General features: G+C 68.0%; 23 protein-coding genes. 11 read left to right on the forward strand and 12 right to left on the reverse strand.

Features of this window, described 5'->3' with window-relative positions; translation table 11 throughout:
- Positions 1 to 22 precede the first annotated feature (22 nt).
- From GSQ87_RS02180 to GSQ87_RS02210, 7 genes are all read left to right on the forward strand, one after another.
- Positions 23 to 781 carry a 16S rRNA (uracil(1498)-N(3))-methyltransferase gene (locus GSQ87_RS02180; RefSeq protein ID WP_158912924.1) on the forward strand — a complete coding sequence of 253 codons (759 nt, stop codon included), beginning with the start codon at positions 23 to 25 and terminating at the stop codon, positions 779 to 781.
- Positions 782 to 995: 214 nt separating this feature from the next.
- Positions 996 to 2363: a glutamate--cysteine ligase gene (locus GSQ87_RS02185; RefSeq protein ID WP_158912925.1), complete on the forward strand. Its 1368-nt coding sequence runs from the start codon at positions 996 to 998 to the stop codon at positions 2361 to 2363.
- Between the two features lie 384 nt (positions 2364 to 2747).
- On the forward strand, positions 2748 to 3182 hold the full coding sequence (locus tag GSQ87_RS02190) for an energy transducer TonB (RefSeq protein WP_158912926.1): 435 nt from the start codon (positions 2748 to 2750) through the stop codon (positions 3180 to 3182).
- A 141-nt stretch (positions 3183 to 3323) separates the two neighbouring features.
- The gene (locus GSQ87_RS02195; RefSeq protein WP_158912927.1) at positions 3324 to 4124 is read left to right on the forward strand and encodes a DUF72 domain-containing protein; all 801 of its coding nucleotides are present in this window, start codon (positions 3324 to 3326) and stop codon (positions 4122 to 4124) included.
- Complete coding sequence (locus tag GSQ87_RS02200; protein WP_158912928.1) at positions 4125 to 4397, forward strand: hypothetical protein; 273 nt, start codon at positions 4125 to 4127, stop codon at positions 4395 to 4397.
- Between the two features lie 2 nt (positions 4398 to 4399).
- Entirely contained in the window at positions 4400 to 5149 is a 750-nt protein-coding gene (locus GSQ87_RS02205; protein ID WP_254062704.1) for an ABC transporter ATP-binding protein, read from the forward strand.
- A 136-nt stretch (positions 5150 to 5285) separates the two neighbouring features.
- Positions 5286 to 5642: a DUF6481 family protein gene (locus GSQ87_RS02210; RefSeq protein WP_158912929.1), complete on the forward strand. Its 357-nt coding sequence runs from the start codon at positions 5286 to 5288 to the stop codon at positions 5640 to 5642.
- Between the two features lie 24 nt (positions 5643 to 5666).
- Here the strand turns inward: GSQ87_RS02210 and GSQ87_RS02215 are convergent, their stop codons facing one another.
- The 8 genes from GSQ87_RS02215 to GSQ87_RS02250 all read right to left on the reverse strand — a co-directional run bounded on the left by GSQ87_RS02215 (position 5667) and on the right by GSQ87_RS02250 (position 14822).
- A complete protein-coding gene (locus GSQ87_RS02215) occupies positions 5667 to 6677 on the reverse strand; it encodes a mitochondrial fission ELM1 family protein (protein WP_158912930.1) in 1011 nt (336 codons plus the stop codon).
- 26 nt (positions 6678 to 6703) lie between these two features.
- Entirely contained in the window at positions 6704 to 7177 is a 474-nt protein-coding gene (greA, locus tag GSQ87_RS02220) for a transcription elongation factor GreA (protein ID WP_158912931.1), read from the reverse strand.
- A gap of 125 nt (positions 7178 to 7302) precedes the next feature.
- The gene (locus GSQ87_RS02225; protein ID WP_158912932.1) at positions 7303 to 7671 is read right to left on the reverse strand and encodes a hypothetical protein; all 369 of its coding nucleotides are present in this window, start codon (positions 7669 to 7671) and stop codon (positions 7303 to 7305) included.
- A gap of 121 nt (positions 7672 to 7792) precedes the next feature.
- Positions 7793 to 8014: a hypothetical protein gene (locus GSQ87_RS02230; protein ID WP_158912933.1), complete on the reverse strand. Its 222-nt coding sequence runs from the start codon at positions 8012 to 8014 to the stop codon at positions 7793 to 7795.
- A 98-nt stretch (positions 8015 to 8112) separates the two neighbouring features.
- Entirely contained in the window at positions 8113 to 11406 is a 3294-nt protein-coding gene (carB, locus tag GSQ87_RS02235; RefSeq protein ID WP_158912934.1) for a carbamoyl-phosphate synthase large subunit, read from the reverse strand.
- Positions 11407 to 11532: 126 nt separating this feature from the next.
- Complete coding sequence (locus tag GSQ87_RS02240; RefSeq protein WP_371416633.1) at positions 11533 to 12471, reverse strand: DUF817 domain-containing protein; 939 nt, start codon at positions 12469 to 12471, stop codon at positions 11533 to 11535.
- A gap of 183 nt (positions 12472 to 12654) precedes the next feature.
- The gene (carA, locus tag GSQ87_RS02245; protein ID WP_158912935.1) at positions 12655 to 13857 is read right to left on the reverse strand and encodes a glutamine-hydrolyzing carbamoyl-phosphate synthase small subunit; all 1203 of its coding nucleotides are present in this window, start codon (positions 13855 to 13857) and stop codon (positions 12655 to 12657) included.
- Positions 13858 to 13976: 119 nt separating this feature from the next.
- A complete protein-coding gene (locus GSQ87_RS02250; RefSeq protein ID WP_158912936.1) occupies positions 13977 to 14822 on the reverse strand; it encodes a sterol desaturase family protein in 846 nt (281 codons plus the stop codon).
- 95 nt (positions 14823 to 14917) lie between these two features.
- Here GSQ87_RS02250 and GSQ87_RS02255 point away from each other — a divergent pair, with 95 nt between their 5' ends.
- The 3 genes from GSQ87_RS02255 to GSQ87_RS02265 all read left to right on the forward strand — a co-directional run bounded on the left by GSQ87_RS02255 (position 14918) and on the right by GSQ87_RS02265 (position 18378).
- Positions 14918 to 16135, forward strand: a complete 1218-nt coding sequence (locus GSQ87_RS02255; RefSeq protein WP_158913009.1) for a DUF2336 domain-containing protein — start codon at positions 14918 to 14920, stop codon at positions 16133 to 16135.
- Between the two features lie 87 nt (positions 16136 to 16222).
- The gene (rmuC, locus tag GSQ87_RS02260; RefSeq protein WP_174241388.1) at positions 16223 to 17686 is read left to right on the forward strand and encodes a DNA recombination protein RmuC; all 1464 of its coding nucleotides are present in this window, start codon (positions 16223 to 16225) and stop codon (positions 17684 to 17686) included.
- 194 nt (positions 17687 to 17880) lie between these two features.
- The gene (locus tag GSQ87_RS02265) at positions 17881 to 18378 is read left to right on the forward strand and encodes a PAS domain-containing protein (protein ID WP_371416635.1); all 498 of its coding nucleotides are present in this window, start codon (positions 17881 to 17883) and stop codon (positions 18376 to 18378) included.
- Here the strand turns inward: GSQ87_RS02265 and GSQ87_RS02270 are convergent.
- Positions 18375 to 18803, reverse strand: a complete 429-nt coding sequence (locus tag GSQ87_RS02270) for a SufE family protein (protein ID WP_158912937.1) — start codon at positions 18801 to 18803, stop codon at positions 18375 to 18377. The genes GSQ87_RS02265 and GSQ87_RS02270 overlap by 4 nt on opposite strands.
- Before the next feature lie 56 nt (positions 18804 to 18859).
- Positions 18860 to 19678, reverse strand: a complete 819-nt coding sequence (locus tag GSQ87_RS02275; protein WP_158912938.1) for a sensor histidine kinase KdpD — start codon at positions 19676 to 19678, stop codon at positions 18860 to 18862.
- Positions 19679 to 19902: 224 nt separating this feature from the next.
- Here GSQ87_RS02275 and GSQ87_RS02280 point away from each other — a divergent pair, with 224 nt between their 5' ends.
- Positions 19903 to 21231 carry a HAMP domain-containing sensor histidine kinase gene (locus GSQ87_RS02280; RefSeq protein ID WP_305764184.1) on the forward strand — a complete coding sequence of 443 codons (1329 nt, stop codon included), beginning with the start codon at positions 19903 to 19905 and terminating at the stop codon, positions 21229 to 21231.
- Between the two features lie 21 nt (positions 21232 to 21252).
- Here GSQ87_RS02280 and GSQ87_RS02285 read toward each other — a convergent pair whose 3' ends face one another.
- Both GSQ87_RS02285 and GSQ87_RS02290 read right to left on the reverse strand, forming a co-directional pair.
- Positions 21253 to 22167 (reverse strand): hypothetical protein, encoded by a 915-nt coding sequence (locus GSQ87_RS02285; protein WP_158912939.1) that lies wholly within the window; start codon positions 22165 to 22167, stop codon positions 21253 to 21255.
- Positions 22168 to 22268: 101 nt separating this feature from the next.
- Positions 22269 to 22961 carry a hypothetical protein gene (locus GSQ87_RS02290; RefSeq protein ID WP_216838920.1) on the reverse strand — a complete coding sequence of 231 codons (693 nt, stop codon included), beginning with the start codon at positions 22959 to 22961 and terminating at the stop codon, positions 22269 to 22271.
- Positions 22962 to 23173: the final 212 nt, after the last annotated feature.

Here is a 23173-nt window from a genome sequence, read left to right on the forward strand (position 1 = left end):
CTGCGTGTAAAGGGGTGATGGCATGATCCGCCTGTTCGTTCCAGAACCGCTCGCCGGGGGTGCAGACCTCGCCCTGTCGGTCGAGCAGACCCACTACCTCGTCAACGTCATGCGGCTTCAGCCCGGAGCCGAGCTGCTGGTGTTCAATGGGCGAGATGGGGAGTGGCGCGCCGTCCTGGCGCAGGCCGGCAAGCGCGGCGGGCGGCTGGCGGTCGCGGCGCGGACACGACCTCAACAGCTTCCGCCCGACCTCGACCTGGTCATGGCCCTGGTTAAGCGTGCACGGCTGGAGACCATCGTCGAGAAGGCGGCCGAACTGGGCGTGCGCCGTGTGCGCCTGATCACCACCCGGCGCACCAACGCCGACCACATCAAGGTGGCGCGACTGCAGGCCATCGCCACCGAGGCCGCCGAGCAGACCGGACGACTGGACGTGCCGGAAATCTGCGAGCCCGTGGCGCTCGACCGCCTGCTCGACGGCTGGGACGCCGACCGCGCCCTGATGTTCTGTGACGAGGCAGGCGACGCGCCCGACCAGCCCTGGGGCGGCGACACGGGGCGCGCGCAGCCGGCCCTGGCCGCCCTGGCGGCTCCCCCCGGCGGCCCGTGGGCGGTGCTGATCGGGCCGGAAGGCGGCTTCGCCCCGGAGGAGCGGACGCGGCTGCGCGGCCTGCCCTTCGTCACGCCCACCACGCTTGGACCCCGCATCCTACGCGCCGACACCGCCGCCATCTCCGCCCTGACCTTGTGGCAGGCGGCGCTGGGGGACTGGCGGCCTTAGAACCGTGGGCGTGCTGCGTCCTTCGAGACACCCCTTCGGGGCTCCTCAGCACGACGAGCCTTGGTGTTGCATAAACCTTCGTCATGCTGAGGAGCGGCGATAGCCGCGTCTCGAAGCACGCACTGCGGCTCTTGAGCGCCGTTCTCCGGAAGCCTATGTGGCGCAAGGGCGGCCGGGTCTCGAGACCGGGCCGGCCGTCGTTAGAGGACACCTTATGGGCGACGCCGCTTTGCAAGACACGCCGCTCCAGCTTTCCGACCTCGCCGAATACCTGGCCAGCGGCTGTAAACCGCCGTCGATGTTCCGCGTCGGGGCCGAGCACGAGAAGTTCGGTTTCCGCACCACCACACTCCAACCCATTCCTTACGAGGGCGATGACGGGATCGAGGCCCTGCTCCGGGGTCTGATGCAGTTCGGCTGGACCGGCGTTTACGAGGCGCGCGACGGTGGCGAGACCCTGATCGCACTGACCCGCGACGGCGAGAACGTCAGCCTCGAGCCCGGCGGCCAGTTCGAGCTCTCCGGCGCGCCGCTGGAGACCATGCACGACATCTGCATCGAGACCTCCAAGCACTTGCAGGAGACCAAGATCGTCGCCGACAAGCTGGGCATCTCGTTCCTGGGCCTGGGCTTCTCGCCGATCTGGCGGCGCGACCAGGTGCCGGTCATGCCCAAGGGCCGCTACAAGATCATGCGCGAATACATGCCCAAGGTCGGCTCGCTCGGCCTGGACATGATGTTCCGCACCTGCACCGTCCAGGCCAATCTCGACTTCGCGTCGGAGGCCGACATGGTGAAGAAGTTCCGGGTCAGCCTGGCGCTCCAGCCCGTGGCCACCGCCCTGTTCGCCAACTCACCGTTCACCGAGGGCAAGCCCAACGGTTGGCTGTCGGCGCGCGCGGCGGTGTGGACCGACACCGACGCCGACCGCACCGGCCTGCTCGACTTCGTGTTCAAGGACGGCTTCGGGTTCGAGACCTATGCGAACTACGCCATCGACGTGCCGATGTACTTCGCCATGCGCAAGCACCGTTATCTCGACCTGTCGGGCAAGTCGTTCCGCGCCTTCATGGCCGGCGAGCTGGCCGAGCTGCCGGGCGAGCGGCCGACGCTGAAGGACTGGGGCGACCACCTCACCACCCTGTTCCCCGAGGTGCGGCTGAAGACCTATCTGGAGATGCGCGGCGCGGACTCCGGCCCGCAATCCAGCCTGTGCGCCCTGCCCGCGCTATGGACCGGCATCCTCTACGACGACGCCGCGCTGGAAGCCGCCTGGGATCTCTGCAAGCACTGGACGACCGAACAGCGCACCGCGCTGCGCGTCGACGCTGCTCGCCACGGGCTGAAGGCGGTGATCGACGGCCGCTCGCTGCAGGACGTGGCCAAGGACGTGGTGGCCATCGCCCGCGACGGCCTGAAGACCCGCGCCCGCTTCAACGCCGCCGGCCAGGACGAACGCGCCTTCCTCAACCCCGTCTCTGAAGTCGCGGACAGCGGGATCACCCCCGCCGAACGCCTGCTGGAGCTCTACCACGGCCCCTGGGCGGGCGATGTGAACCGGGTGTTCGAGCTGGCCTACTGAGGGGGCATTCTTCCCGCTCCGCCGGTTGGCGATGGGCGTCGTTACCTGGCGGCAACCATACCTGAAGGCGAAACATTTACTCGGTCGCGGTAAAGTCGAATCGAAGCAGATTAGACCTTATCCCGAGGCGGAAATGGCCACACCTTTCGAAAAGCCGTGGTTCGAGCGCGCCGCAAGCGCCCTGGTCATTGGCGGCACCTGCGTCCTGATGGCCGCGATCACCCTCTTCATGGGCCTGACCAACGGCTAAGCGAGCTGGGCTCGAGCGGCCATACGCCTGTGGCTGCTCTCGACCGTTGCAGCCCGCCCACGCAAATGCGATGCAATCAATCGTTGCGCTTCCGCCCACGTGGGACTTGGGGCGCCACGCTGAGGGGCAAGCGCATGAGAATTGACCGGATCGGCATCGCCCTGTGCAGCCTAGGACTTTCGGCGGTGTATCCGTTGGCCAGCTCAGCACAGACGAGTTCCGAAGCGAATGTGGCGGATACGCCTGCCGCCGCGGGACAAATAATTCACTGGGAAAAAATCCCCAGCAAAGGCGACCTGAGCAACTATGAGCCAGAACGCGCTCAGCGAATGGCTCAGAACGGTGAATCTTCCATGAGGTGCAAACTTCTTGCGGCAGGTACGCTAACCGATTGCGCAATAACTAGTGAAAATCCCCCAGGATTTGCGTTTGGCGTCGCGATGATTAAAATTTCCAAGTTTTTCAAGGCGACACCTACCAGTGAGGACAGGATGGTGTCGATCTTAGTTCATTGGGACTGGCACTATGGAGACACGTCAAGGATAGTAGCGGCCGTCACCGTCAACTGAGTCCCGGTCGTAGAGGTATTGCTTATCGAACTTGAGCGCGGTTCCGGTCCCAATCGAAATTCTGAATCCGCTTCGCCTTATAAGCGCCCCGCAAGAGGTCTGCTATAGCTCCAAGCCGGCAAGAGCAATGTGGTGACTACAATGGCGGCGGCTCAAGCACAGATTCGCGTCGGTATCGGCGGATGGACCTACGAGCCCTGGCGCGGGACCTTCTTCCCCGACAAGCTGCCCCAGACCAAGGAGCTTGAGTACGCATCGCGCCAGCTCACGACCATCGAGGTCAACGGCACCTACTACCGGACCCAGCAGCCCAAGACCTTCGCCAAGTGGGTCGAAGAGACGCCGGACGACTTCGTGTTCGCAATCAAGGCGCTGCGCTTCTGCACCAACCGCAAGGTGCTGGCCGAGGCCGGCGAGTCGGTCGGCAAGTTCATCGACAGCGGCCTGACCGAGCTGGGCGACAAGCTCGGCCCGATCCTGTGGCAGTTCATGCCCACCAAGAAATTCGACGCCGAGGACTTCGGCGCCTTCCTCGACCTGCTGCCCGACGAGAAGGACGGCCACCGCCTGCGCCACGCGCTCGAGGTGCGCCACGACAGCTTCCGCACGCCCGAGTTCGTCGCGCTGGCGAGGAAGCGCGGGGCGGCGATCGTGTTCGCCGATTCCGCCACCTATCCGACGCTGGCCGACATCACCGCCGACTTCGTCTACGCCCGGCTGGAGGACGCCAAGGAAAAGGTCGAGACCGGCTACACCGCGGCCGAACTCAACCGCTGGGCGGAGGTGGCCAGGACCTGGGCCGAGGGTGGCGCGCCGGAGGGGCTGGACTATGTCGATCCCGCCAAGCCGGAAAAGACCCCGCGCGACGCCTTTGTCTACATGATCAACGGGGCCAAGGTGCGCGCACCGGCGGCGGCCAAGGCTTTGCTGGAACGGCTGTAGATGCGGCTGGACCTGCGCAATGTGGGGGTGGCGATCGGCCTGGGGCTGTTCGTCCTGGTCTGCGCCGCCTCGTTCTATTTCCTCGCTCACGACCCGAGCACGCCCGACGTGTTCAGCGGCCACGTCTACCCGCTGATCTCGCGCAACATGCCCACGGTCTATCTGACCGACACCGAGCACGACCTGCTGCGCATCTGCTTCTTCGGCGCCATCGCCTGCATCTTCGTCGGCGTGGCGCTGCGGGGCGTCATTCGCGATGGCCGGCGGCGCTGAGCGTGCAGCCCCCTTCCGACGTGGTCGCAGCGCTGGAGGCCGTTACGGTGGACTATGGCGGCAGGCGTGCGCTCGGCCCGCTGTCGCTGGCGCTGCGGGTGGGCGAGACCGTGGCCCTGGTCGGGCCCTCCGGATGTGGCAAATCCACCGCCCTGCGCCTGCTGGCGGGGCTGGAGACACCGACCTCGGGCGAGGTGCGGCGCACGCCGGGACGCGGCGAGACCTCGGTGGTGTTCCAGGCGCCCACCCTGGCCCCCTGGAGCTCGGCGTTGGCTAATGTCGCCCTGCCGCTCGAACTGGCGGGCGTGGGCAAGGGCGAGGCGCGTGAACGGGCGCTGGCGGCCTTGTCCCAGGTCGGACTCGGCGGATCGGAGCGGTTGAAGCCGGCGCAGCTCTCCGGCGGCATGGCCATGCGGGCGTCGTTGGCCCGCGCCCTGGTCACGCGACCCCGGCTGCTGTTGCTGGACGAACCGTTCGCGGCGCTCGACGAGATCACCCGCCGCCGCCTGGCCGATGACGTGCAGGCCCTGGCGGCGGCGCTCAGGCCCGCCGTGGTGTTTGTCACCCACAGCGTCGAGGAAGCCGTCTATATGGCGTCGCGCGTGGTGGTGATGACCCCGGCGCCGGGGCGGGCGGCCAGCGAGACGGAGGTCGACGCCCCCACGCCTCGGCCGGAGGGTTTCCGAACCACGGCCCTGTTCCGTGGCGCGGTCGAGGCCATCTCCGCCCGGCTCGCCGGGGCGATGCGTTGATAGGTCCGAGGGAATGCGGCAGGAAATGCGCCGCGACATCTTCACCAAACGCCCCAAACGCACTACATAGCCGATTGATTGCTGTGGCCGGACTCGGTTGGGGCGATCGCCCCCCGCCAACGTCATTGAAAGCTATATGAAGCAACCGACCAATCCGGGATTCGCCGACCGTTTGACCGCCCAGGCGGAAGCGAAGAAGGCCATGCTCGCCCGGTTCAAGCCCAAGCCCACCGTCGTCGCCGAAAACCTCGTCGACCGCACCGCCCGCCGGGAACAGGAACTCGAAGCCGTCCGTCGCGCCCGGATCGAGGACCGTGAAAAGGCTCGCGCCGATCGCATCGCCGCCTTGGAAGCGGTCAAGCAGACCGCCGAGGAGGCCGAACTGGCCGCCCTGGAGGCCAAGCGCGCGGAACGTCGCGAGCGCAAGGCCATGATGCGGTCGGACACCCAGTCCCGCCGTTCCGCCCGCCTGGCGATGTACGCCCGGAGCTAGATCGCCCCGGTCGCCGACGGGGGTTCAGCCCTCGACGGATCGTCCCATACGCCTCAGGATCTCCGCCGCCGCCCGATCGGTTTCGCGCAGCGGCGGGTAGGTCCAGTTCGCCAGCTTTCCCGCGAATGGACGCGCCACCCCGAGCCTTGCAAGCTCGGCGTGGAAGCGTCGTTTGCGCGCCTGTGCCCCGTCCATCGCCAGCAGATGAACCGGCCGGCCCGTAGCCGCCGCCTCGGTCGGCATGTTGGCCGAGTCCTCGGTGACGAGGATGTGGTCGGCGGTCGCCAGGAAGGCGAAATAGGGGTTGGCCCCCTCCCCATCCCACAACCAACCCGGCAGCGCCCGGAGACGTTGCGCCAAGATCGCCTTGGCGTCGTCGGGCGTGCGGCGCGAAAAGGTCAGCAGCAGCGAGCCGCCGCTGGCGCCGACCGCCTGGCCGATCTCGTCGGCCAGGACCTGGGCGCGCGCCGGCGAAAGATCGAACGCCCTGGACTTGCCGCCGATCAGCACCGCCACATGCGGCCGCGGCAGGGTGTCTAGCCGCGCTTGGAAGGGCTGCAGTTCACGAGCCAGCCGCTCGGGCGTCACCCGATGCGGCGTACCGGTGATGGGAAACACGTTAGGGCCGTCCAGCCCATCGTGGTGGGGCGGGATCACGACATCGAACCGATGCGAAGAGCGCAGCGGGTCCTGCAGCTGGACCACGAAGCTTCCCCCCGCCGACCATCGTCGCACGCCGATGGACAAGGGGATGGCGGCGCGGCCGTTGGCGACCCACAGGTCCGGCCAGGGAGGGACGATGGGATCGGACCCCTTGGCCAGCAGATGCAGGGGCGCGAGGTTCAAGGCTGACGGCAGCCGCCGCATCCAGCGTGGCCAGCCGATGCGCTTGACGACGATCTCGGCCGGAACCAGGCGCGCCACGGCCTCGGCCAGACCGACGGCCTGCGCCTCGATCCCGGCCCGGCCGTCCGACACCGCCCAGATGCTAAGAGGTCGGGCGCCGAGAGCTCCGGTGTCGAGGGGGCGACTCAAGCGACGCCTCCCTCAGGAGCGCGCGCCTAGACCCACTCGACCTTGAGGATCTCGTAGGACTTCACGCCGCCGGGCGTATAGACCTCGACCACGTCGCCCTTTTCCTTGCCGATAGTGCCCCGCGCCAGCGGCGAGGTCAGCGACAGGCGGCCCTGCTTCACGTCGGCTTCGTGCTCACCGACGATCTGGTAGCAAGACTCCTCCTCGGTGTCCTCATCGACCACAGTGATGGTCGCGCCGAACTTCACCTGCTTGCCGGACAGCTTGGAGACGTCGATCACCTGGGCGCGACTGAGCTTGTCCTCGATCTCGGCGATACGGCCTTCGATCCAGCCCTGTCGGTCCTTGGCGGCGTGATATTCCGCATTCTCCGAAAGGTCGCCATGGGCGCGCGCTTCGGAAATTGAGGCGATCACGCTTGGGCGCTCGACCGTCTTCAAACGCTTCAGCTCTTCGTCGAGGACCCGGTAGCCCTCGCCGGTCATCGGGACTTTATCCATGGGAATTTATTCGGCCTCGCCCAAATCGAAATGGGATTTTCCGGTCGCGGGACGAAACGACCGGCGAAGAAAGGTAAGGTGCGCCCCGGAATTGTTCAAGGTCGCCGACTTGCGACGACCCCACTCTACGCCATTCGGATGAAATCCGGACCGCCCGTCTGCGCCGCACCCGGCGTGGCGGTGAAGGTGAAGCCCACCTGGCGGTTCACGTCGCGGATTTCGCTCAGGCTGTAGACCATGATGTCCAGATCGATCCGCCGATCGCCCGCCTGACCCAGGCCGCCGATCTTCCAGGCCGCGCCCAGCTCGGGAAACTTGCCCTCCAGCTCCACCCGCATCAGCTTCGCGCCGCCAGGCACGAACCGGACCTGCAACGGCGCTCCGGTCGGGATCAGGCGCACCAGGAACACCATGCCGTCCAGATCGAACGACATGTCCTTGTCCTCGGGGCCGAGCACCAGCACGCCGGAGGCGATCACCTCCCGATCGTGCACCCTCGCTCCAAACCGCATAGATCGATATCTCCGGAATCATGCGCTCACCCGGAGCAACGCTCGGGGCGGCACGCTTATGGGTCGTCCGAACGAACCGCGCAATCAAAAGCCGCCGAACCGTTCAGCGCGCCGGATGCGCGGGATGCGGCTTACGCCGCCGAACGGGGCGCTCCGCCGAGATGAGATTGGCCACCATCATCCACCCCGCAAGCGCCAGAACCGCAAGGATGGCCGCGCCGCCCAGGGCCAACCCAGCAGCGACGCCTGCGGCCGAAAGCGCCGCGAGGCCGACCACGGCCGTGCCGGTAAAGAGGATGAACTGCAACGGAGTGAAGTTGCGCATAGGGGCCTAACGGCCCGCGGGCGCATGGGTTCACCGTATTCGATCACACCTCAGGGAGCCAGCCGGTCGGCGATTCCCGCAAATTCGTCTCTCAGCCTTCAGACGTAGCTCTGCAGCGGCCGCACCTCCAGCACGCCCTGGGTCACCGCCGCAATGGCCTGGGCGGCGGCGAGCGCGCCGGCCGTGGTGGTGTAGTAGGGGATCTTCATCATCAGCGCCGTGCGGCGGATCGAGAAGCTGTCCTGCAGCGACTGGGTGCCCTCGGTGGTGTTGAACACCAGTTGCACTTCGCCGTTCTTCATCGAGTCGACGATGTTGGGACGACCCTCCAGCACCTTCTTGATCGTGGTGGCGGGCAGCCCCTGCGCCTCCAGATAGGCGGCGGTGCCGTCGGTGGCGATCACCTGGAAGCCCAGCCCCACCAGCCGGCGCACCGGATCGACGATGAAGGGCTTGTCGGCCTCCTTGACCGAGACGAACACCGCGCCCGAGGTCGGCACCTTGGTGCCGCCGGCGATCTGGCTCTTAGCGAAGGCGCGGGCGAAGGCCGCGTCGGGCCCCTCGCCCTCGCGCCGCCAGTCCAGGCCCATGACCTCGCCGGTGGAGCGCATCTCCGGCCCCAGCACGGTGTCCACACCCGGGAAGCGGGCGAAGGGGAACACCGCCTCCTTCACCGCCACGTGGTCCGCGGAATGGTCCTTGAGATTGAAGCTGGAGAGCTTCTCGCCGGCCATGACCTTGGCGGCGATGGCGGCGACGGGGGCCGCGATAGCCTTGGCCACGAAGGGTACGGTGCGCGAGGCGCGAGGATTGACCTCCAGCACGAAGATGCGGGGCTCGGGCCCGTGCGGCTCCTCGATGGCGAACTGGACGTTCATCAGCCCCTTCACGTTCAGGGCGAAGGCCATCTGCTCGGTCTGGCGCTTCAGCTCGGCGATGGTCTGCGGCGTCAGCGAGAAGGGCGGTAGCGAGCAGGCGCTGTCGCCGGAGTGCACGCCGGCCTCCTCAATGTGCTCCATGATGCCGGCGACGAACACCGTCTCGCCGTCGCAGATGGCGTCCACGTCCACCTCGGTGGCGCGCGAGAGGTACTGATCGATCAGCACCGGGCTGTCGCCGGAGACCTTGACCGCGTCGCGCACGTAGCGAGCCAGTTGCTCGTCGTCGCGCACGATCTCCATGGCCCGGCCGCCGAGCACGTAGGAGGGCCGGATCACCACCGGATAGCCGACCTGGTTGGCGGCGGCCTTGGCCTCTTCCGGCGAGCGGGCGAAGGCGTTGATCGGCTGCTTGAGACCGATCTTCAGCAGCAGTTGCTGGAAGCGCTCGCGGTCCTCGGCCAGGTCGATGGCGTCGGGCGTGGTCCCCAGGATCGGCACCCCGGCGGCCTGGAGGTGCTCCGCCAGCTTCAGCGGCGTCTGGCCGCCAAACTGGACGATGACGCCGAGCAGGGTCCCGTTGGACTGCTCGACATGGATCAGCTCCAGCACGTCCTCGGCCGTCAGGGGCTCGAAATACAGGCGGTCGGAGGTGTCGTAATCGGTGGAGACGGTCTCGGGGTTGCAGTTGACCATGATCGACTCGATGCCGAGGTCGGCCAGCGCGAAGGCGGCGTGGCAGCAGCAGTAGTCGAACTCGATCCCCTGGCCGATCCGGTTCGGACCGCCGCCCAGGATGATGGCCTTGCGCTTGTTGGTCGGCAGGCTCTCGCACTCCGCGACCTGGCCCAGCGCCCCGGTCTCGTAGGTCGAGTACATGTAGGGGGTGCGCGCCTCGAACTCGGCGGCGCAGGTGTCCACCCGCTTGAACACCGGACGCACGCCAAGCGCCTGGCGCGCGAAACGCAGATCGGCTTCCGGCCGCCCGGTCAGCATGGCCAACCGCGCGTCGGAGAAGCCCATGGCCTTCAGCCGACGGAAAGCGGTCGCTTCGGCCGGGACGCCGTCGCGGCGGATCTCGGCCTCGGTGGCGACCAGTTCCTCGATTTGGCGCAGGAACCAGGGCTCATAGGAGCAGGCGGCCTCGATCTCGTCGACCGACAGGCCGTGGCGGAAGGCCTGGGCGATCACCCGGATACGGTCCGGCGTCGGCTGGCCCAGCGCGCGCAGCACGGCGGAGCGCACCTGCGCCTCGTTCTCGGCGTCCGCGCCGGGGATGGCGATCTCGTCGAAGCCGGACAGGCCGGTCTCCAGGCCGCGGAGGGCCTTCTGCATGCTTTCCTTAAAGGTGCGGCCCATGGCCATCACCTCGCCCACCGACTTCATCGAGGTGGTCAGGTAGGGCTCGGCGCCCGGATACTTCTCGAAGGCGAAGCGCGGGATCTTGACCACCACGTAGTCGATGGTCGGCTCGAACGCGGCCGGCGTGGCGCCGGTGATGTCGTTCATCAGCTCGTCCAGCGTGTAGCCGACCGCCAGGCGCGCCGCGACCTTGGCGATGGGGAAGCCGGTGGCCTTGGACGCGAGGGCGGACGAGCGCGACACCCGCGGGTTCATCTCGATCACCACCATGCGCCCGTCCCGCGGGTTGACCGCGAACTGCACGTTGGAGCCGCCGGTCTCCACCCCGATCTCGCGCAGCACCGCGATCGAGGCGGTGCGCATGCGCTGATATTCCTTGTCGGTCAGGGTCAGGGCCGGGGCGACGGTGATGCTGTCGCCGGTGTGCACGCCCATCGGGTCGATGTTCTCGATCGAGCAAATGATGATGCAGTTGTCCGCCCGGTCGCGGACCACCTCCATCTCGTACTCCTTCCAGCCGAGCACGCTCTCCTCGATCAGCACCTCGGTGGTGGGGGATGCGTCCAGGCCGCGTTCGACGATCTCCTTGAACTCTTCCTGGTTGTAGGCGATGCCGCCGCCGGTGCCGGCGAGGGTGAAGCTCGGGCGGATGATCGCGGGCAGGCCGATGGACTCCATCGCCACCTGGGCCTCGGCCAGGGTGTGGGCGACATGGGATTTCGGGCTCTCCAGGCCCAGCTTGTCCATGGCGTCGCGGAATTTCTGGCGGTCCTCGGCCTTGTCGATGACGTCGGCCTTGGCCCCGATCATCTCCACACCGTAGCGCGCCAGGGCGCCCGAACTTTCCAGCGCCAGCGCGGTGTTCAGCGCGGTCTGGCCGCCCATGGTCGGCAGCAGAGCGTCGGGCCGTTCCTTGGCGATGATCTTCTCGACCATCTCGGGCGTGATCGGCTCGATATAGGTGGCGTCGGCGATGTCCGGATCGGTCATGATCGTGGCCGGGTTGGAATTGACGAGCACGATCCGGTAGCCCTCGGCCCTGAGCGCCTTGCAGGCCTGGACCCCTGAATAGTCGAACTCGCAGGCCTGGCCGATGACGATGGGGCCGGCGCCGATGATCAGGATGGACTTGATGTCGGTACGCTTGGGCATCGTTATCTTTCGCGCGCGCGGACCCGGCGCGCAGCGGTCGCGCACGCCGGTCGGTCGAGTTATGGGCTAAGCGGCGGGTTTAGAGACGCGAACGCGGAGGGGCAAGGGTGTGAAGCTGCACCGTCGTCACACGGCGTCGGAGGCTTCCAGCATCTGCGGCCTGCTGACGAAGGAAACCAAGGTGTAGGAAACGATCATCAGCAGGAACCAGGCCTCCAGCTTTTCAATCGGCACCATCGCCCAATGACGCGCCTGGCTTGGATAGCGCCAGACGCTCATCCCCGTGCCGATGTTCTCGGCGAACCAGATGAACAGGGCCACCAGGACGAAGCCCAGCAGCAGGGGCATGCGGCGGTAGCGGCGCCAGACGCGGAAATAGACGGTGGTCCGAGCGAACAGCAGGGCCGTCGCCACGATCAGCCCCAGCCGCAGGTCCGGCAGGTAGTGGTGGCTGAAGAAGTTGACGTAGATCGCCATCGACAGGACCACCATCGTCCACATCGGCGGGTGGCGGGTGAAGCGGAAGTCGAACAGTCGCCAGGCCCGCGCCAGGTAGCTGCCGATGGCGGCGTACATGAAGCCGGTGAACAGGGGCACGCTTCCGATGCGCAGCAGGCTGGGCTCGGGATAGACCCACGAGCCGATCGAGGTCTTGAACAGTTCCATCGCCGTGCCGACGATGTGGAACATCAGGATCGCCAGCGCCTCGTCCCAGGTCTCAAGCCTGGTCGCCAACAGCAGGGCCTGCAAGCTCACCGCCACGATCACCAGCAGGTCGTAGCGGGCCAGCGGAGCGGAATGCGGATACCAGAGCTTGGTGGCGATGATCGCGCCCAGCAGCAGGCCGCCGAACAGACAGGCCCAGCCCTGCTTCACCCCGAAGCGGACGAACTCGTAGGCCGCCAGCGTCAGCCGACCATGCCGCTGCGCCCACGCCGCGAGCCGCGCCTCGTCGCGGATGAAGCGCGCGATGGGCGGCCAGTTCAGCGCCGCGCTTGGCGCAGGTGTCCGTATGGCAGGATGAACGCGGCCGGGCCGAAGCGGCGGCTTAGGGTCTATGCTCAACTCCCGCTCATCCCGGCGAATGCCGGGACCCAGATCCTATGGCGCAGGCTTGGCTAAACGTGGCTGCGACAACCATCAACCCCACAGAGCCTTACGATCTGGGTCCCGGCATTCGCCGGGATGAGCGGGAGGAAAAGTCCTGGAAGCCTATGAATTCACCTGCATCCAATTTGGTCTGGATGCTTAGTGCGCCGCTTCCATCAGCTTGGCGAACCGATCGAACAGATACAGCGAGTCGGTCGGTCCGGGGCTGGCCTCGGGGTGGTGCTGGACACTGAACACCGGGCGGTCCTTCAGGCGGATGCCGGCGTTGCTGCCGTCGAACAGCGAGACGTGGGTCTCCTGCACCGCGTCGGGCAGGCCGTCACGGTCGACGGTGAAGCCGTGGTTCATCGACACGATCTCGACCTTGCCGGTCTCCAGGTCTTTCACCGGGTGGTTCGCGCCGTGGTGGCCCTGGTCCATCTTGATGGTGGTGGCGCCCAGCGCCAGCGACAGCATCTGGTGGCCAAGGCAGATGCCGAACACCGCCTTGCCGCTGTCCACCAGCTTGCGGATCTCGGGCACGGCGTATTCGCCGGTCGCCGCCGGATCGCCGGGGCCGTTGGAGAGCAGCACCCCGTCGAACTTGCGCGACAGCACCTCTTCGGCCGTGGTCGTGGCCGGCAGCACAGTGGCGCGGGCGCCGATCGAGGTCAGGGCGCGCAGGATGTTGCGCTTGATCCCGTAGTCGATCACCGCAACCTCGAACTTGGGCTCGGGCAAGGGCTTGGCGTAGCCTTCGGGCCAACCCCACAAGCCCTCGTCGAAGGTGAAGCTCTGCAGGGTGGTGGCGTCCTTGGCCAGGTCCAGGCCCACCAGGCCCGACCAGGCGCGAGCCTCGGCGACCAGGGCGTCGAGATCGAAGTTCCCGTCCGGGTCGTGGGCGATCACGGCGTGGGGCATGCCCTTCTCGCGGATCAGCTTGGTCAGGGCGCGGGTGTCGATCCCGGCCAGGCCGACCACGCCGCGCGCCTGCATCCAGGCGTCCAGCGCGCCGGAAGCGCCGGCCTCGGCGCGCCAGTTGGCGGGCGGGGTCGGGACGTCGCGGAAGATGGCGCCGCGGGCGGTGGTGCGCGCGCCGCCGAACCCGCCCTCGCGGCCAAACTGCTCCACATCCTCCAGGTTCACCCCGACATTGCCGACGTGGGGGAAGGTGAAGGTGACGATCTGGGCCATGTAGGAGGGATCGGTCAGGATCTCCTGGTAGCCGGTCATGGCGGTGTTGAAGCAGACCTCGCCCACGGCGTGGCCGACGCGGCCAACGCCGATCCCCTGCAGCACGGTCCCGTCGGCGAGCGCCAGGACGCCGGTGGCGCCGGGGATCACGCGGTTGGGGCTGGTCATCGGGGGTCTCCTCGTCTCCGCAAATGGGGCGGCGCGCCCTACATAGGTCAAACGCGGCCTTTGCGGCGCCCCCTAGACGCGGCAGGGCGTCGCGGGCGCGCTTAACGGAGACGGCGCGCTCAGGCGGCCCGGACGGGCGAGCGGCGGCGCAACAAGCCGCTGACGGGCCAGGCCAGGACATCCAGCCAGGTACGCGGAATGCGGCCGGTGTCCAGCCCCGTGACCGGCCGCTCGCCGGGCCGGGCCGGGCGGTAGGTCCCCAGCATCACGTCGAAGATCGGCAGGATGGCGGCGAAGTTCACGTCGAAATGCTCCGCCGAAGCGGAGTGGTGGATGCGGTGATAGGCCGGCGTGTTCAACGCCCAGGACCAGCGCCGCAGGTCCAGCTGTGTGTTGGAGTGGATCACGTAATTGTAAAATCCCACGCCCGCATAGATCAGCGCGATGGTCGGGGAAGCCTTGAACAGCAGCCCCACCGCAAGCCAAACGCTGACGCTCTTCAGGAAGGGATCGAGCCAGAAGTGACGCACCGTGGTGGTGGTGTCGAACGAGGTGTCGCTGTGGTGCAGCGAATGCATGGCCCAGAGCCATGGAAAGGCGTGCTGGGCCCGGTGGAACACATACTCGGCGAAGTCCATGGCCACGAAATAGACGACCGCGCCTAGGGCCAGACCCCAGCCGGTCGACGGCAGCACGATCCATCCGCCGCCAAGGTGGTTGACGACCAGGGTGACAGCCGGTCCCAGGGCCGGCAGCAGCAGGACCTGACCGGCCAGGAAGCTGGCCCAGACCTTGGCGTTGCTGCGGTCGGTGGGTTCGCGGGACGGATGCGCGGGCCAGCGCCGCTCGGCCCAGAGCTGCATGATCGCCATTGCGATCAGACCCGGCGCCATGGCCACAACCAGCAACAGCGAGATGTCCAACAGGTACGCGCCCATCCCCTGGCGCATAGCATCGTCAGCCATACGGACTCGTTAATCCGCGCCGCCAATCGCTACCTCCAGTTAAGATCGATCAACTATCCTGGCGGAAGACAAGGATTGCGCCGCCCTTGACCGAAATCTCCCCTCGCCTGCCGGAAAGCGGCCCCGCACCCGATCGCGCGCCTTCGGGGCGGGCGCGCACGGCGCTGATCAAGCGCCTGGCGGACGTGGTGTGCCTGCCCTCCAGCCGGGTCAACGCCTTCGAGCGGTCGATGACCGCCGACGTGCTGGTGGAGATGCTGCGCGAGGGCACGCCGGCCGAACGCATGCGGGTGGCGCGCCGCCTCGGCATGTTGACCGAAGCCCCCGCCCGCCTGCTGCGCCTGTTGCTGCGCGACGAGATCGAGGTGGCCCGCCCCCTGCTGGAAGAGGACACCCCGCTCAGCGACACCGCCCTGATCGACTGCGCCACCCAGGCGGGACCCGAGCACAGGATGTTGATCGCGCGCCGCCGCCACGTCAGCGAGATGGTGTGCGAGGCCCTGATCTCCGCCAGCGAACCGCAGGTGGTGGACATCCTTCTGGGCAACGAGGGCGCGGACTTCTCCGCCGACGCCCTGGACGCCGTGGTCGCGGCCTCCAAGCAATACGCCCAGTTCATCCCGTCGCTGCTGCGCCGGGCGGAGCTTCGCCCGGCCCACGCCTATGTCTTGTTCTGGTGGTCCGCCCCGGAATCCCGCCGCCAGATCCTGACCCGCTTCGCGGTGTCGCGTGAGGTGCTGCAGGAGGCGGTGAGCGACGTCTTCCCCATGGCGGCGGAAGAGAACTGGCAGGACCCGCTGGTGCGCAAGGCGCTGCAGTTCATCGAACGCCGGCAGCGCAACCGGGCCGCCATCGCCCGCTCGCCCTACGCCAGCCTGGACGAGGCGGTGGCCGACGCCCAGAACGGGCTGAGCCACGAACTGGTACGCGAGCTGTCCTTCCTAGCCGGGATCAAGCCCACCACCGGGGCCAAGATCTTCACCGACCCCTACGGCGAGCCGTTGGCGATCCTGTGCAAGGCCACGGGCTTGCCGAAGAGCGCGGTCGTGGCCCTGTGGCGCGGCCTGCGCCGACCCGAAGCGGATTCATCGGGCGAGATGACCGCGGCCCTGGAACGCACGCTGATCATCTACGACATGATGGCGGTGGACCGGGCGCAGACGGTGCTGCGCTACTGGAACTGGTCGCTGTCCTCGGCCCTGACGCCAGCCCTGGTCCGCGCCATCCGCGAAGGCGACGACAGCGCGCTCGACGAATATTCCCCGCCCCAGCGCGCCGCCATGCTGGCGCTCGCCGGCGACCTCGGCGGCTAAGGCCGTCCGATCTTCCGGGGATAAACCGCACAGAGTCGGATCGACGCATTGGCGGGGAGTCACAGCTTCCGTAGGCTGCGATTCGATATGGCCTCCATCCTGCTCATCGTCACTCTTGTCGCCGCCCTGGCCGCGGTCGGGACGAGCCTGCTCGTCCTGATGCGGATCAACCGGCCGGACGAAGCGCCGCCCGAGCTGACCGCCCGTCTGATGCGGCTGGAACAGGACGTGGCGCGGCTGCCCTCGCTGCTGCGTGACGAGGTGCGCGGCCTGCGCGAAGAGCTGCAGGGCGCGCTGACCCGCCAGACCCAGACCCACGAGACCCGCTTCTCCAGCTTTTCGCGCGAGATGGGCGAGGGCCACACCCGGCTGGGCGAGGTGCTGAAGACCTCCACCGACAGCTTCGGCCTGACCCAGACCACGCGGCTGTCGGAAACCAACCAGCAGATGAAGGACCTGCGCGAGCGGCTGGAAGCCCAGGCCCTGCTCGCCCAGAAGGCCCAGAAGGAGCTGCTGGAAGGCGTCTCCGCCAAGATCGAGGCCCTGACCGTGGCCAACGGCGAGCGCCAGGAGCACCTGCGCAAGACCCTGGCCGAGAGCCTTGAGCTGCTGCGCAAGGAGAACGACGCCAAGCTGGAGCAGATGCGCGCCACCGTCGACGAGAAGCTCCAGGGCACGCTCGACAAGCGCCTGGGCGAAAGCTTCCAGCTGGTCAGCGAGCGGCTGGAGCAGGTGCATAAGGGCCTGGGCGAGATGCAGTCCCTGGCCACCGGCGTCGGCGACCTGAAGCGGGTGCTGACCAACGTCAAGTCGCGCGGCGGCTGGGGTGAGGTCCAGCTCGGCATGCTGCTGGAGGACATGCTCACCCCCGAGCAGTACGCCTCCAACATCGCCGTGCAGCCCGGCGCGTCGGAGCGGGTGGAGTACGCCGTGCGCCTGCCCGGCAAGGCCGAGGATGGCCAGGTCTGGCTGCCCATCGACGCCAAGTTCCCCCACGAGGACTACGATCGCCTGCTGGCCGCCCAGGACGTGGGTCTGGTGGAGGACGTCGAGCGCGCGGCCCAGGCGCTGGAACGTGCGGTCAAGCTGCAGGCCAAGACCATCTGCGCCAAATATGTGCATCCGCCGCACACCACCGACTTCGCCATCATGTACCTGCCGACCGAGGGCCTGTTCGCCGAGGTGATCCGCCGGCCGGGCCTGGTCACCGAGCTGCAGCAACAGCACCGGGTCATGGTCACCGGCCCCACCACCCTGGCGGCGATCCTGAACAGCCTGCAGATGGGCTTCCGCTCGGTGGCGATCGAGAAGCGGTCCAGCGAGGTGTGGAAGGTGCTGGGCGCCGCCAAGGCGGAGTTCAGCAAGTACGGGACCTTCATCGAAAAGGTCTCCAAGCAGCTCGCCACCGCCCAGAACACCCTGGAGGACGCCAGCAAGCGCACCCGCGCGGTGGAGCGCAAACTGCGCGAGGTCGAGACCCTGGATGCGCCGGAGGCGGAAGGTCTGCTGCTCCCGCCGCTCATCGCCGAGGACGATGACGAGGCCGCCTAAACCATCTCGCCGATAAAAGCTGGGGGAAAGAAAGCTGTGGGGAAAAGGCCTCGCCCACACCCCTGACAGGTGAATACGATTCCCTGTTGCATCGAATCAACAGTCAAATTCGTCTGCAAAATGTCCCTTGCCGCACGACGTAGGTTAAGAGATAGTAACCTTACCGATTCAGGGGCTTGGCGGGGAATCTGAAAGTGTTGGCGCATCACAGCGGATCGGGGGCGGCGGTGCGGGCTCACGAAGAGCTGTTCGCCTATTGGGCGTCCAGACGCGAAGGCTCGCGGCTACCGGCCCGGTGCCAGATCGATCCCGGCGACTTCAAGCGCCATCTTCCCACAGTCAGCCTGACCGATGTGCGTCACAGCGAGCGGCGCGACTATCGCCTGCGCCTGGCTGGCACCGGTCTTTACGGCGTCTACGGCCGCGAGATCACCGGCCTGAGCCTTGAGGACGTCTACGATTCCGCCTCGGTGGAATACTGGCGCACCCAGCTCGACGGGGTGGTGGACGGGCGTCGCCCGGCCGTCGGCTTCCACTCGATGTCCTGGCGCGGGGCGTCGCACATGTCGCTGCTGTGGCTGCGCCTGCCGTTGGCCAGCAACGGGCGGGACGTGGACATGATCCTGGGCTACGACGTCCTGGTCGGCGGAGCCGCCGCCGAGGAACGCCCCACCGGCATCCGCGCCGCCTAGGCCGTCGCCGGCGCCGCTGCGTCGCGTCGGATACGCTCCACCATCGAAGCCAGGCCGTTGGAGCGCTGCGCCGACAGCATGCTGTCCAGCCCCAGCCGCTTGAGCGCCGCCTTGACGTCGAAGGCGGAAATCTCCGCCTTGGTGCGTCCGGAATAGAGCCTGAGCAGGATCGCGATCAGGCCCCGCACCATGGGCGCGTCGGAATCGCCCCGGAACACCAGCCGCCCCTCCCCGCCGTCTTCGGTCACTAGCCAGACCTGGCTGGCGCAGCCCCGCACCTTGTTGGCCTCGGAACGCTCCGGGTCGCTGAGGGGCTCTAGGTTGCGGCCGAGATCGATCGCGTAATGGAGCTGGGATTCCCAGTCGCCCAGGACGTCGAATTCCTCCGCAAGTCCGTCAAGTTCAGCGTCGATGGTGGAAGTCATGTTCAGCAGCGTCCTCTGGCGACCACTTAGGGGGCCGGCCGGACGGGCTCAAGCGCTTACGACCTCTCAGGCCCCGCCTCCTGGGGCGCCCCGTCTTCCGATGCGGGCGCCGAGAGCAGGCGGACGCAGGCGGTGAGCCCCTGGCCCGGCGCCGACTTCAGCATCAGCCGCCCGCCCATGTCGCGGCACAGCAGCGTGACGATCGACAGGCCCAGGCCCGCGCCTTCGGATCGGCGCACCAAGGCGTTTTCGCCCTGTTCGAAGGGGCGGACCAGGCGGGCGATATCCTCGGCCGGGACGCCTTCGCCCTGATCCTGGATCTCGAACAGCACCGAGTTGCGACCGCCCCGCACCGTCACACGGATCACGCCCCCGTCGGGCGAAAAGGCCACCGCGTTCTGCAGCAAGTTCTGCAGGATAGTGTGCAGCCCCCGCGCGTCCGCCAGCACCATGGGCGTGTCGGGCGCGATTTGCAGGTCGAAGGTGATCCCGCGCAAATCCGCCTCGTCGGCGAGGATCTGAGTGCTCCGCTTCACCGCAATGGCGGGCGATTCCGGCTCCAGCCTCAGATCGGCGGCGCCGGCGTCCAGGCGCGCGATCTCGAGCACCTGGTTCACCAACTTGAGCAGCTTCTGCCCACTTTCGCGGATGACCTCGGCGTGCGCCTTGTAGCGGGGGTCCCCGATCGGGCCGTGGAGTTCACGACTGATGATCTCCGAAAACCCGATCACCGAGTTCAGCGGCGTGCGCAATTCATGGCTGACCATGCGCAGGAACGAGCGCTTGACGTCGTCCAGATCGGGAGCGTGCACGATGGTGGGCGGCGGGGGCGCCTTCACGGGGGTGGCCTCGACTTCTAACACCGGTGGAGGCATGGCGCGTTTTTCATCACCGGGCCATAGTGATGACGGTGGCTTACCATCAGGTTGCTGTGGACGACCTGGGGATATCGGATCGCCTGCCGATTGTACGGCCTCGCGATGGCCACGCGGGCTCGATAGGATCGTCCCGTCGTCGATACGATGAGATCGGATCCCCCCGCCTCGTGACCGCCACCCCCATCCTCATGCCTGGAAAAGGCGTCGCCCATGAAGGGTCCGTGTTCCAAGCCGCGGTCGGGCCCCGTGCGACAGCCAACTGGCACGCCGTCTGGGCGTTGGCGGTGGCCGTCGGCCTGGCGCTGATCCTAGCGCTGCTGGGTTCGGCGCCCCGGACGGTGGTCATCGCCCTGCTCTGCGGCATCGCCCCCGGCGTGTTCGGCTGGCTCGACCGCTCGCCCTCGGGAGCGATGCGCGTGCTGGTCGCCTGGGCCATGGGGTGCGGGCTGGCCGCCGGCCTCACCGGCGGGATCACCGGACCGCTGATGGCCTGGTGCGCCGGCCCCGTGATCGCCGCCGCCGCTTACGGTGGTCTGTGGCGTCATGGCGCAGCCCTATCGTTCGCCGTCCTGGTGGCGGTGGCGGTGCTACAGGCGGCCGGAGCCACGCCGATCCCCCCGCAGGGCGGCCTGGGCTTTTCATTGGGCCTGATCGGGCTGGTCACTACGCTGGGCGGGGCCGCCGCCGCGGTGATGATGCTGAACACCGGCCGCGTGTCGAGCGAAGCGCCGGTCCGCGCGTCTGCTCCGATCATCGAACCGCCCCTGGACACCCGCCTGGCCGAGGCCGAGGCCGGTCGCGAGCGCGCCGAGGCCGAGGCCCGCGCCAAGGCCCGCTTCCTGGCCAATATGAGCCACGAGCTGCGCACGCCGCTGAACGCCATCATGGGCTTCTCCGACATCATGCGCTCGCGCCTGTTCGGCGACCTGTCGCCCAAGTACGGCGAATACGCCGAGCTGATCCACGAGAGCGGCCAGCACCTGCTGGACCTGATCAACGACGTGCTCGACGTCACCAAGCTGGAGGCTGACAGATACGAACTGTCGGCCGAGACCTTCGACGTGCGCGACGTCGCCAACGCCGCCCTGCGCATCCTGCGCCAGCAGGCCGACGATGCGGGACTGAAGCTGCGCGGCGTGCTGCCGCCCGCCGCCCTGCTGGTGAAGGCCGACCGCCGCGCGATCAAGCAGATCGTGCTCAACCTGGTCGCCAACGCGTTGAAGTTCACGCCCAGCGGCGGCTCGGTGACCGTGACCTTCGCCGAGGTCGCGGGCGAGCTGGACATCGTGGTGGCCGACAGCGGCGTCGGCATCGCCCCGGAGGACCTTGCCCGGCTCGGCCGCCCGTTCGAGCAGGCCGGCGACGCCCAGGACCGGGCGCGCGGCACCGGCCTCGGCCTGTCCCTGGTGCAGGCCTTCGCGCGGCTGCATGGCGGCGAGATGTCGGTGGAAAGCCGTCTGGGCGAAGGCACCGCGGTGACGGTGCGCCTGCCCGTGCTGGTCCCGAAGCCGGAAACGGCCGCCGTCGTTGTGGAACCCCCTAAGCCCTAGGGCCGCGTCGGCATGTCGCCGTCACCGCCTCGCCTTGACGATATGGCCCGAGGCGAGGAAGGCCTCGGCCGCCGCCAGATCGCCGATCTCGATCCAGGCGGTGGCGATCCGGTCGCCCTTCACGCCGGGATAGACCAGCTCCAGGGTGGCGAACTCGCGCGGGTCCAATCGGGCCAGGGCGGACAGGGCCTCGGTGGGGAACTGGTAGGTCGTCCCGCTCGACGCGCCAGCCGGCAGCAGGGATTTCGCGGCCGTGGAACGGCTGCGGGCGATGAACACCTGGGAGACGTCGCGGGGCGGCGCCTGGGCCGCGAGTTCACGCCGGCCGGGATCGAGATAGGGCTGCGCCAGACGGGCGGGATCGCGCATCACCAGCCGGGCGGAGGCGGCGGGAGCCGCGTGCGGACGGGCGTCCAGGACCGTGACCACGCCGCCGGTCGTCCCGAGCAGCACCCATCCGCCCTGCCCCAGCACCGCCTGCAACAGCCCCCATCGCGGACCGCCATGGTAGTCGGGATAGGGTCGCTCCGCCCGCCAGGCCGACTGGGGGCCGGGGAACCGCATCACCTGCAGCTTGGCGTAATCAGCGAAGGCGGTGCGCAGGCGCTCGGCCGCCAGCGCCAGCCCGCGCGACCCGCAATCCACGCCAGAGGCCTTGTCGACAGCGCGCCGCTCGGTCGCCTCCACCGCCGTCGACGAATCGCCCGCGCGCAGCGCCGCGTTGCGCGCCTGGACCCGTGCGGCGGCGAGCGCGTGGCCGACCTCGGGGCTGAACAGGTGGCAGCGCGCGTCGGCCGCATTCATCAGCGCCCGTTCGTACAGGTATTCGGCGGCGGCCGAGGCCGAGGCGGTCGAAGGCGCGGCGAAACCCGCCATGGCCGCCGCCAGGGCCGAAGCGAAGGCGATGCGGCGAGGCGTGCGGGCGAAGAGGCTCAAGGTATGGGTCCGCTCGGGGAAAGCGCCGAGCTTAACCACAACATGTTTCAGCGTGATGAGCGACGCGCGACGGCGCGCCCCCCTTAAGCCTTTTCGCGTGCTCAGTGCGTGGGCGGCTGGGGAAAGGCCAGCACTTCGGAGGTGTAGGTTTCGACCACCTCGCTGAACGGCGTTCCGTCGGGCAGGGTCAGCACCGCACGATGCTGGAGCACGTGGGCCGGGATCGAAAGCGACCCGGAAGCCGTGGAGGACGGGGCGGCGCCCATCTCCCACCCCGTCGGCAACGGCGCCCACAGCAGTTCGGCGGACAGGGTGCGGCGCTGGAAATGCAGCGCCTGCACCGCCCGACCGAAGGCGATATCGGAGCTGTCGAGCGTGCGGTTCATCTCCGGCGTCAGGCGGCTGGGCACATACCAGTTGTCGGCCTCCGACAGCACGTGGCCCCCGCACGACAACCTCACCCGGCGGTAGCGGATCGTCGCGGCGTCATCCACGCCCAGGAGCCGGCGCTGATCCGGCGTGACCGCCTTGTCGACCCCGCGCACCCGCTCGGCGACGATCTTCGCCGGCGAAGCCAGGCGGTGCGCTTCGCACCAGCGATCCAGGGTCAGCGTGGCGCTGTCGTGGCTGAGCAGGTCGGCGTTGAGGGTCTGCAGCAGGGCCAGCGCCTCGAGCCGGCCAACGAACCCGTCCGTCCATGCCGGCGCCTGCGGAACGGGCTGTGCGGTAGCCATAGCGGTGGTGAGCAGCGAAACGCCCAAACCGATCATCGCCGCCTTGGCGTGCAGGTGCATGTACCGATTCCAACATTTCAGGTTCGAGGCCTGTACCCCTTTCGCTGTCATTCCGGAAAGCGCGTCTGTGCTTTCGGGGTGACGGCGGTTGGATGTGGACCGCGATGGACCCGGGCGCCCTGCCCTGCGAAAATGGCGGGGCCATGCTGCTATCCACCGACATCTGGGTCTCCGCCCTGCTCCGCCGCGCCGAGCAGGCGGGCGCCTTCCCC

Source organism: Caulobacter sp. S45 (genome assembly GCF_009765965.1).
GTDB lineage: Bacteria > Pseudomonadota > Alphaproteobacteria > Caulobacterales > Caulobacteraceae > CAHJWH01.

Bases quoted from the DNA above. Each gene is read 5' to 3' on its own strand.
- GSQ87_RS02180 (WP_158912924.1), top strand. From the start codon at position 23: ATGATCCGCCTGTTCGTTCCAGAACCGCTCGCCGGGGGTGCAGACCTC.
- GSQ87_RS02185 (WP_158912925.1), top strand. From the start codon at position 996: ATGGGCGACGCCGCTTTGCAAGACACGCCGCTCCAGCTTTCCGACCTC.
- GSQ87_RS02190 (WP_158912926.1), top strand. From the start codon at position 2,748: ATGAGAATTGACCGGATCGGCATCGCCCTGTGCAGCCTAGGACTTTCG.
- GSQ87_RS02195 (WP_158912927.1), top strand. From the start codon at position 3,324: ATGGCGGCGGCTCAAGCACAGATTCGCGTCGGTATCGGCGGATGGACC.
- GSQ87_RS02200 (WP_158912928.1), top strand. From the start codon at position 4,125: ATGCGGCTGGACCTGCGCAATGTGGGGGTGGCGATCGGCCTGGGGCTG.
- GSQ87_RS02210 (WP_158912929.1), top strand. From the start codon at position 5,286: ATGAAGCAACCGACCAATCCGGGATTCGCCGACCGTTTGACCGCCCAG.
- greA (WP_158912931.1), bottom strand. From the start codon at position 7,177: ATGGATAAAGTCCCGATGACCGGCGAGGGCTACCGGGTCCTCGACGAA.
- GSQ87_RS02230 (WP_158912933.1), bottom strand. From the start codon at position 8,014: ATGCGCAACTTCACTCCGTTGCAGTTCATCCTCTTTACCGGCACGGCC.
- carB (WP_158912934.1), bottom strand. From the start codon at position 11,406: ATGCCCAAGCGTACCGACATCAAGTCCATCCTGATCATCGGCGCCGGC.
- carA (WP_158912935.1), bottom strand. From the start codon at position 13,857: ATGACCAGCCCCAACCGCGTGATCCCCGGCGCCACCGGCGTCCTGGCG.
- GSQ87_RS02250 (WP_158912936.1), bottom strand. From the start codon at position 14,822: ATGGCTGACGATGCTATGCGCCAGGGGATGGGCGCGTACCTGTTGGAC.
- rmuC (WP_174241388.1), top strand. From the start codon at position 16,223: ATGGCCTCCATCCTGCTCATCGTCACTCTTGTCGCCGCCCTGGCCGCG.
- GSQ87_RS02270 (WP_158912937.1), bottom strand. From the start codon at position 18,803: ATGACTTCCACCATCGACGCTGAACTTGACGGACTTGCGGAGGAATTC.
- GSQ87_RS02275 (WP_158912938.1), bottom strand. From the start codon at position 19,678: ATGCCTCCACCGGTGTTAGAAGTCGAGGCCACCCCCGTGAAGGCGCCC.
- GSQ87_RS02290 (WP_216838920.1), bottom strand. From the start codon at position 22,961: ATGCACCTGCACGCCAAGGCGGCGATGATCGGTTTGGGCGTTTCGCTG.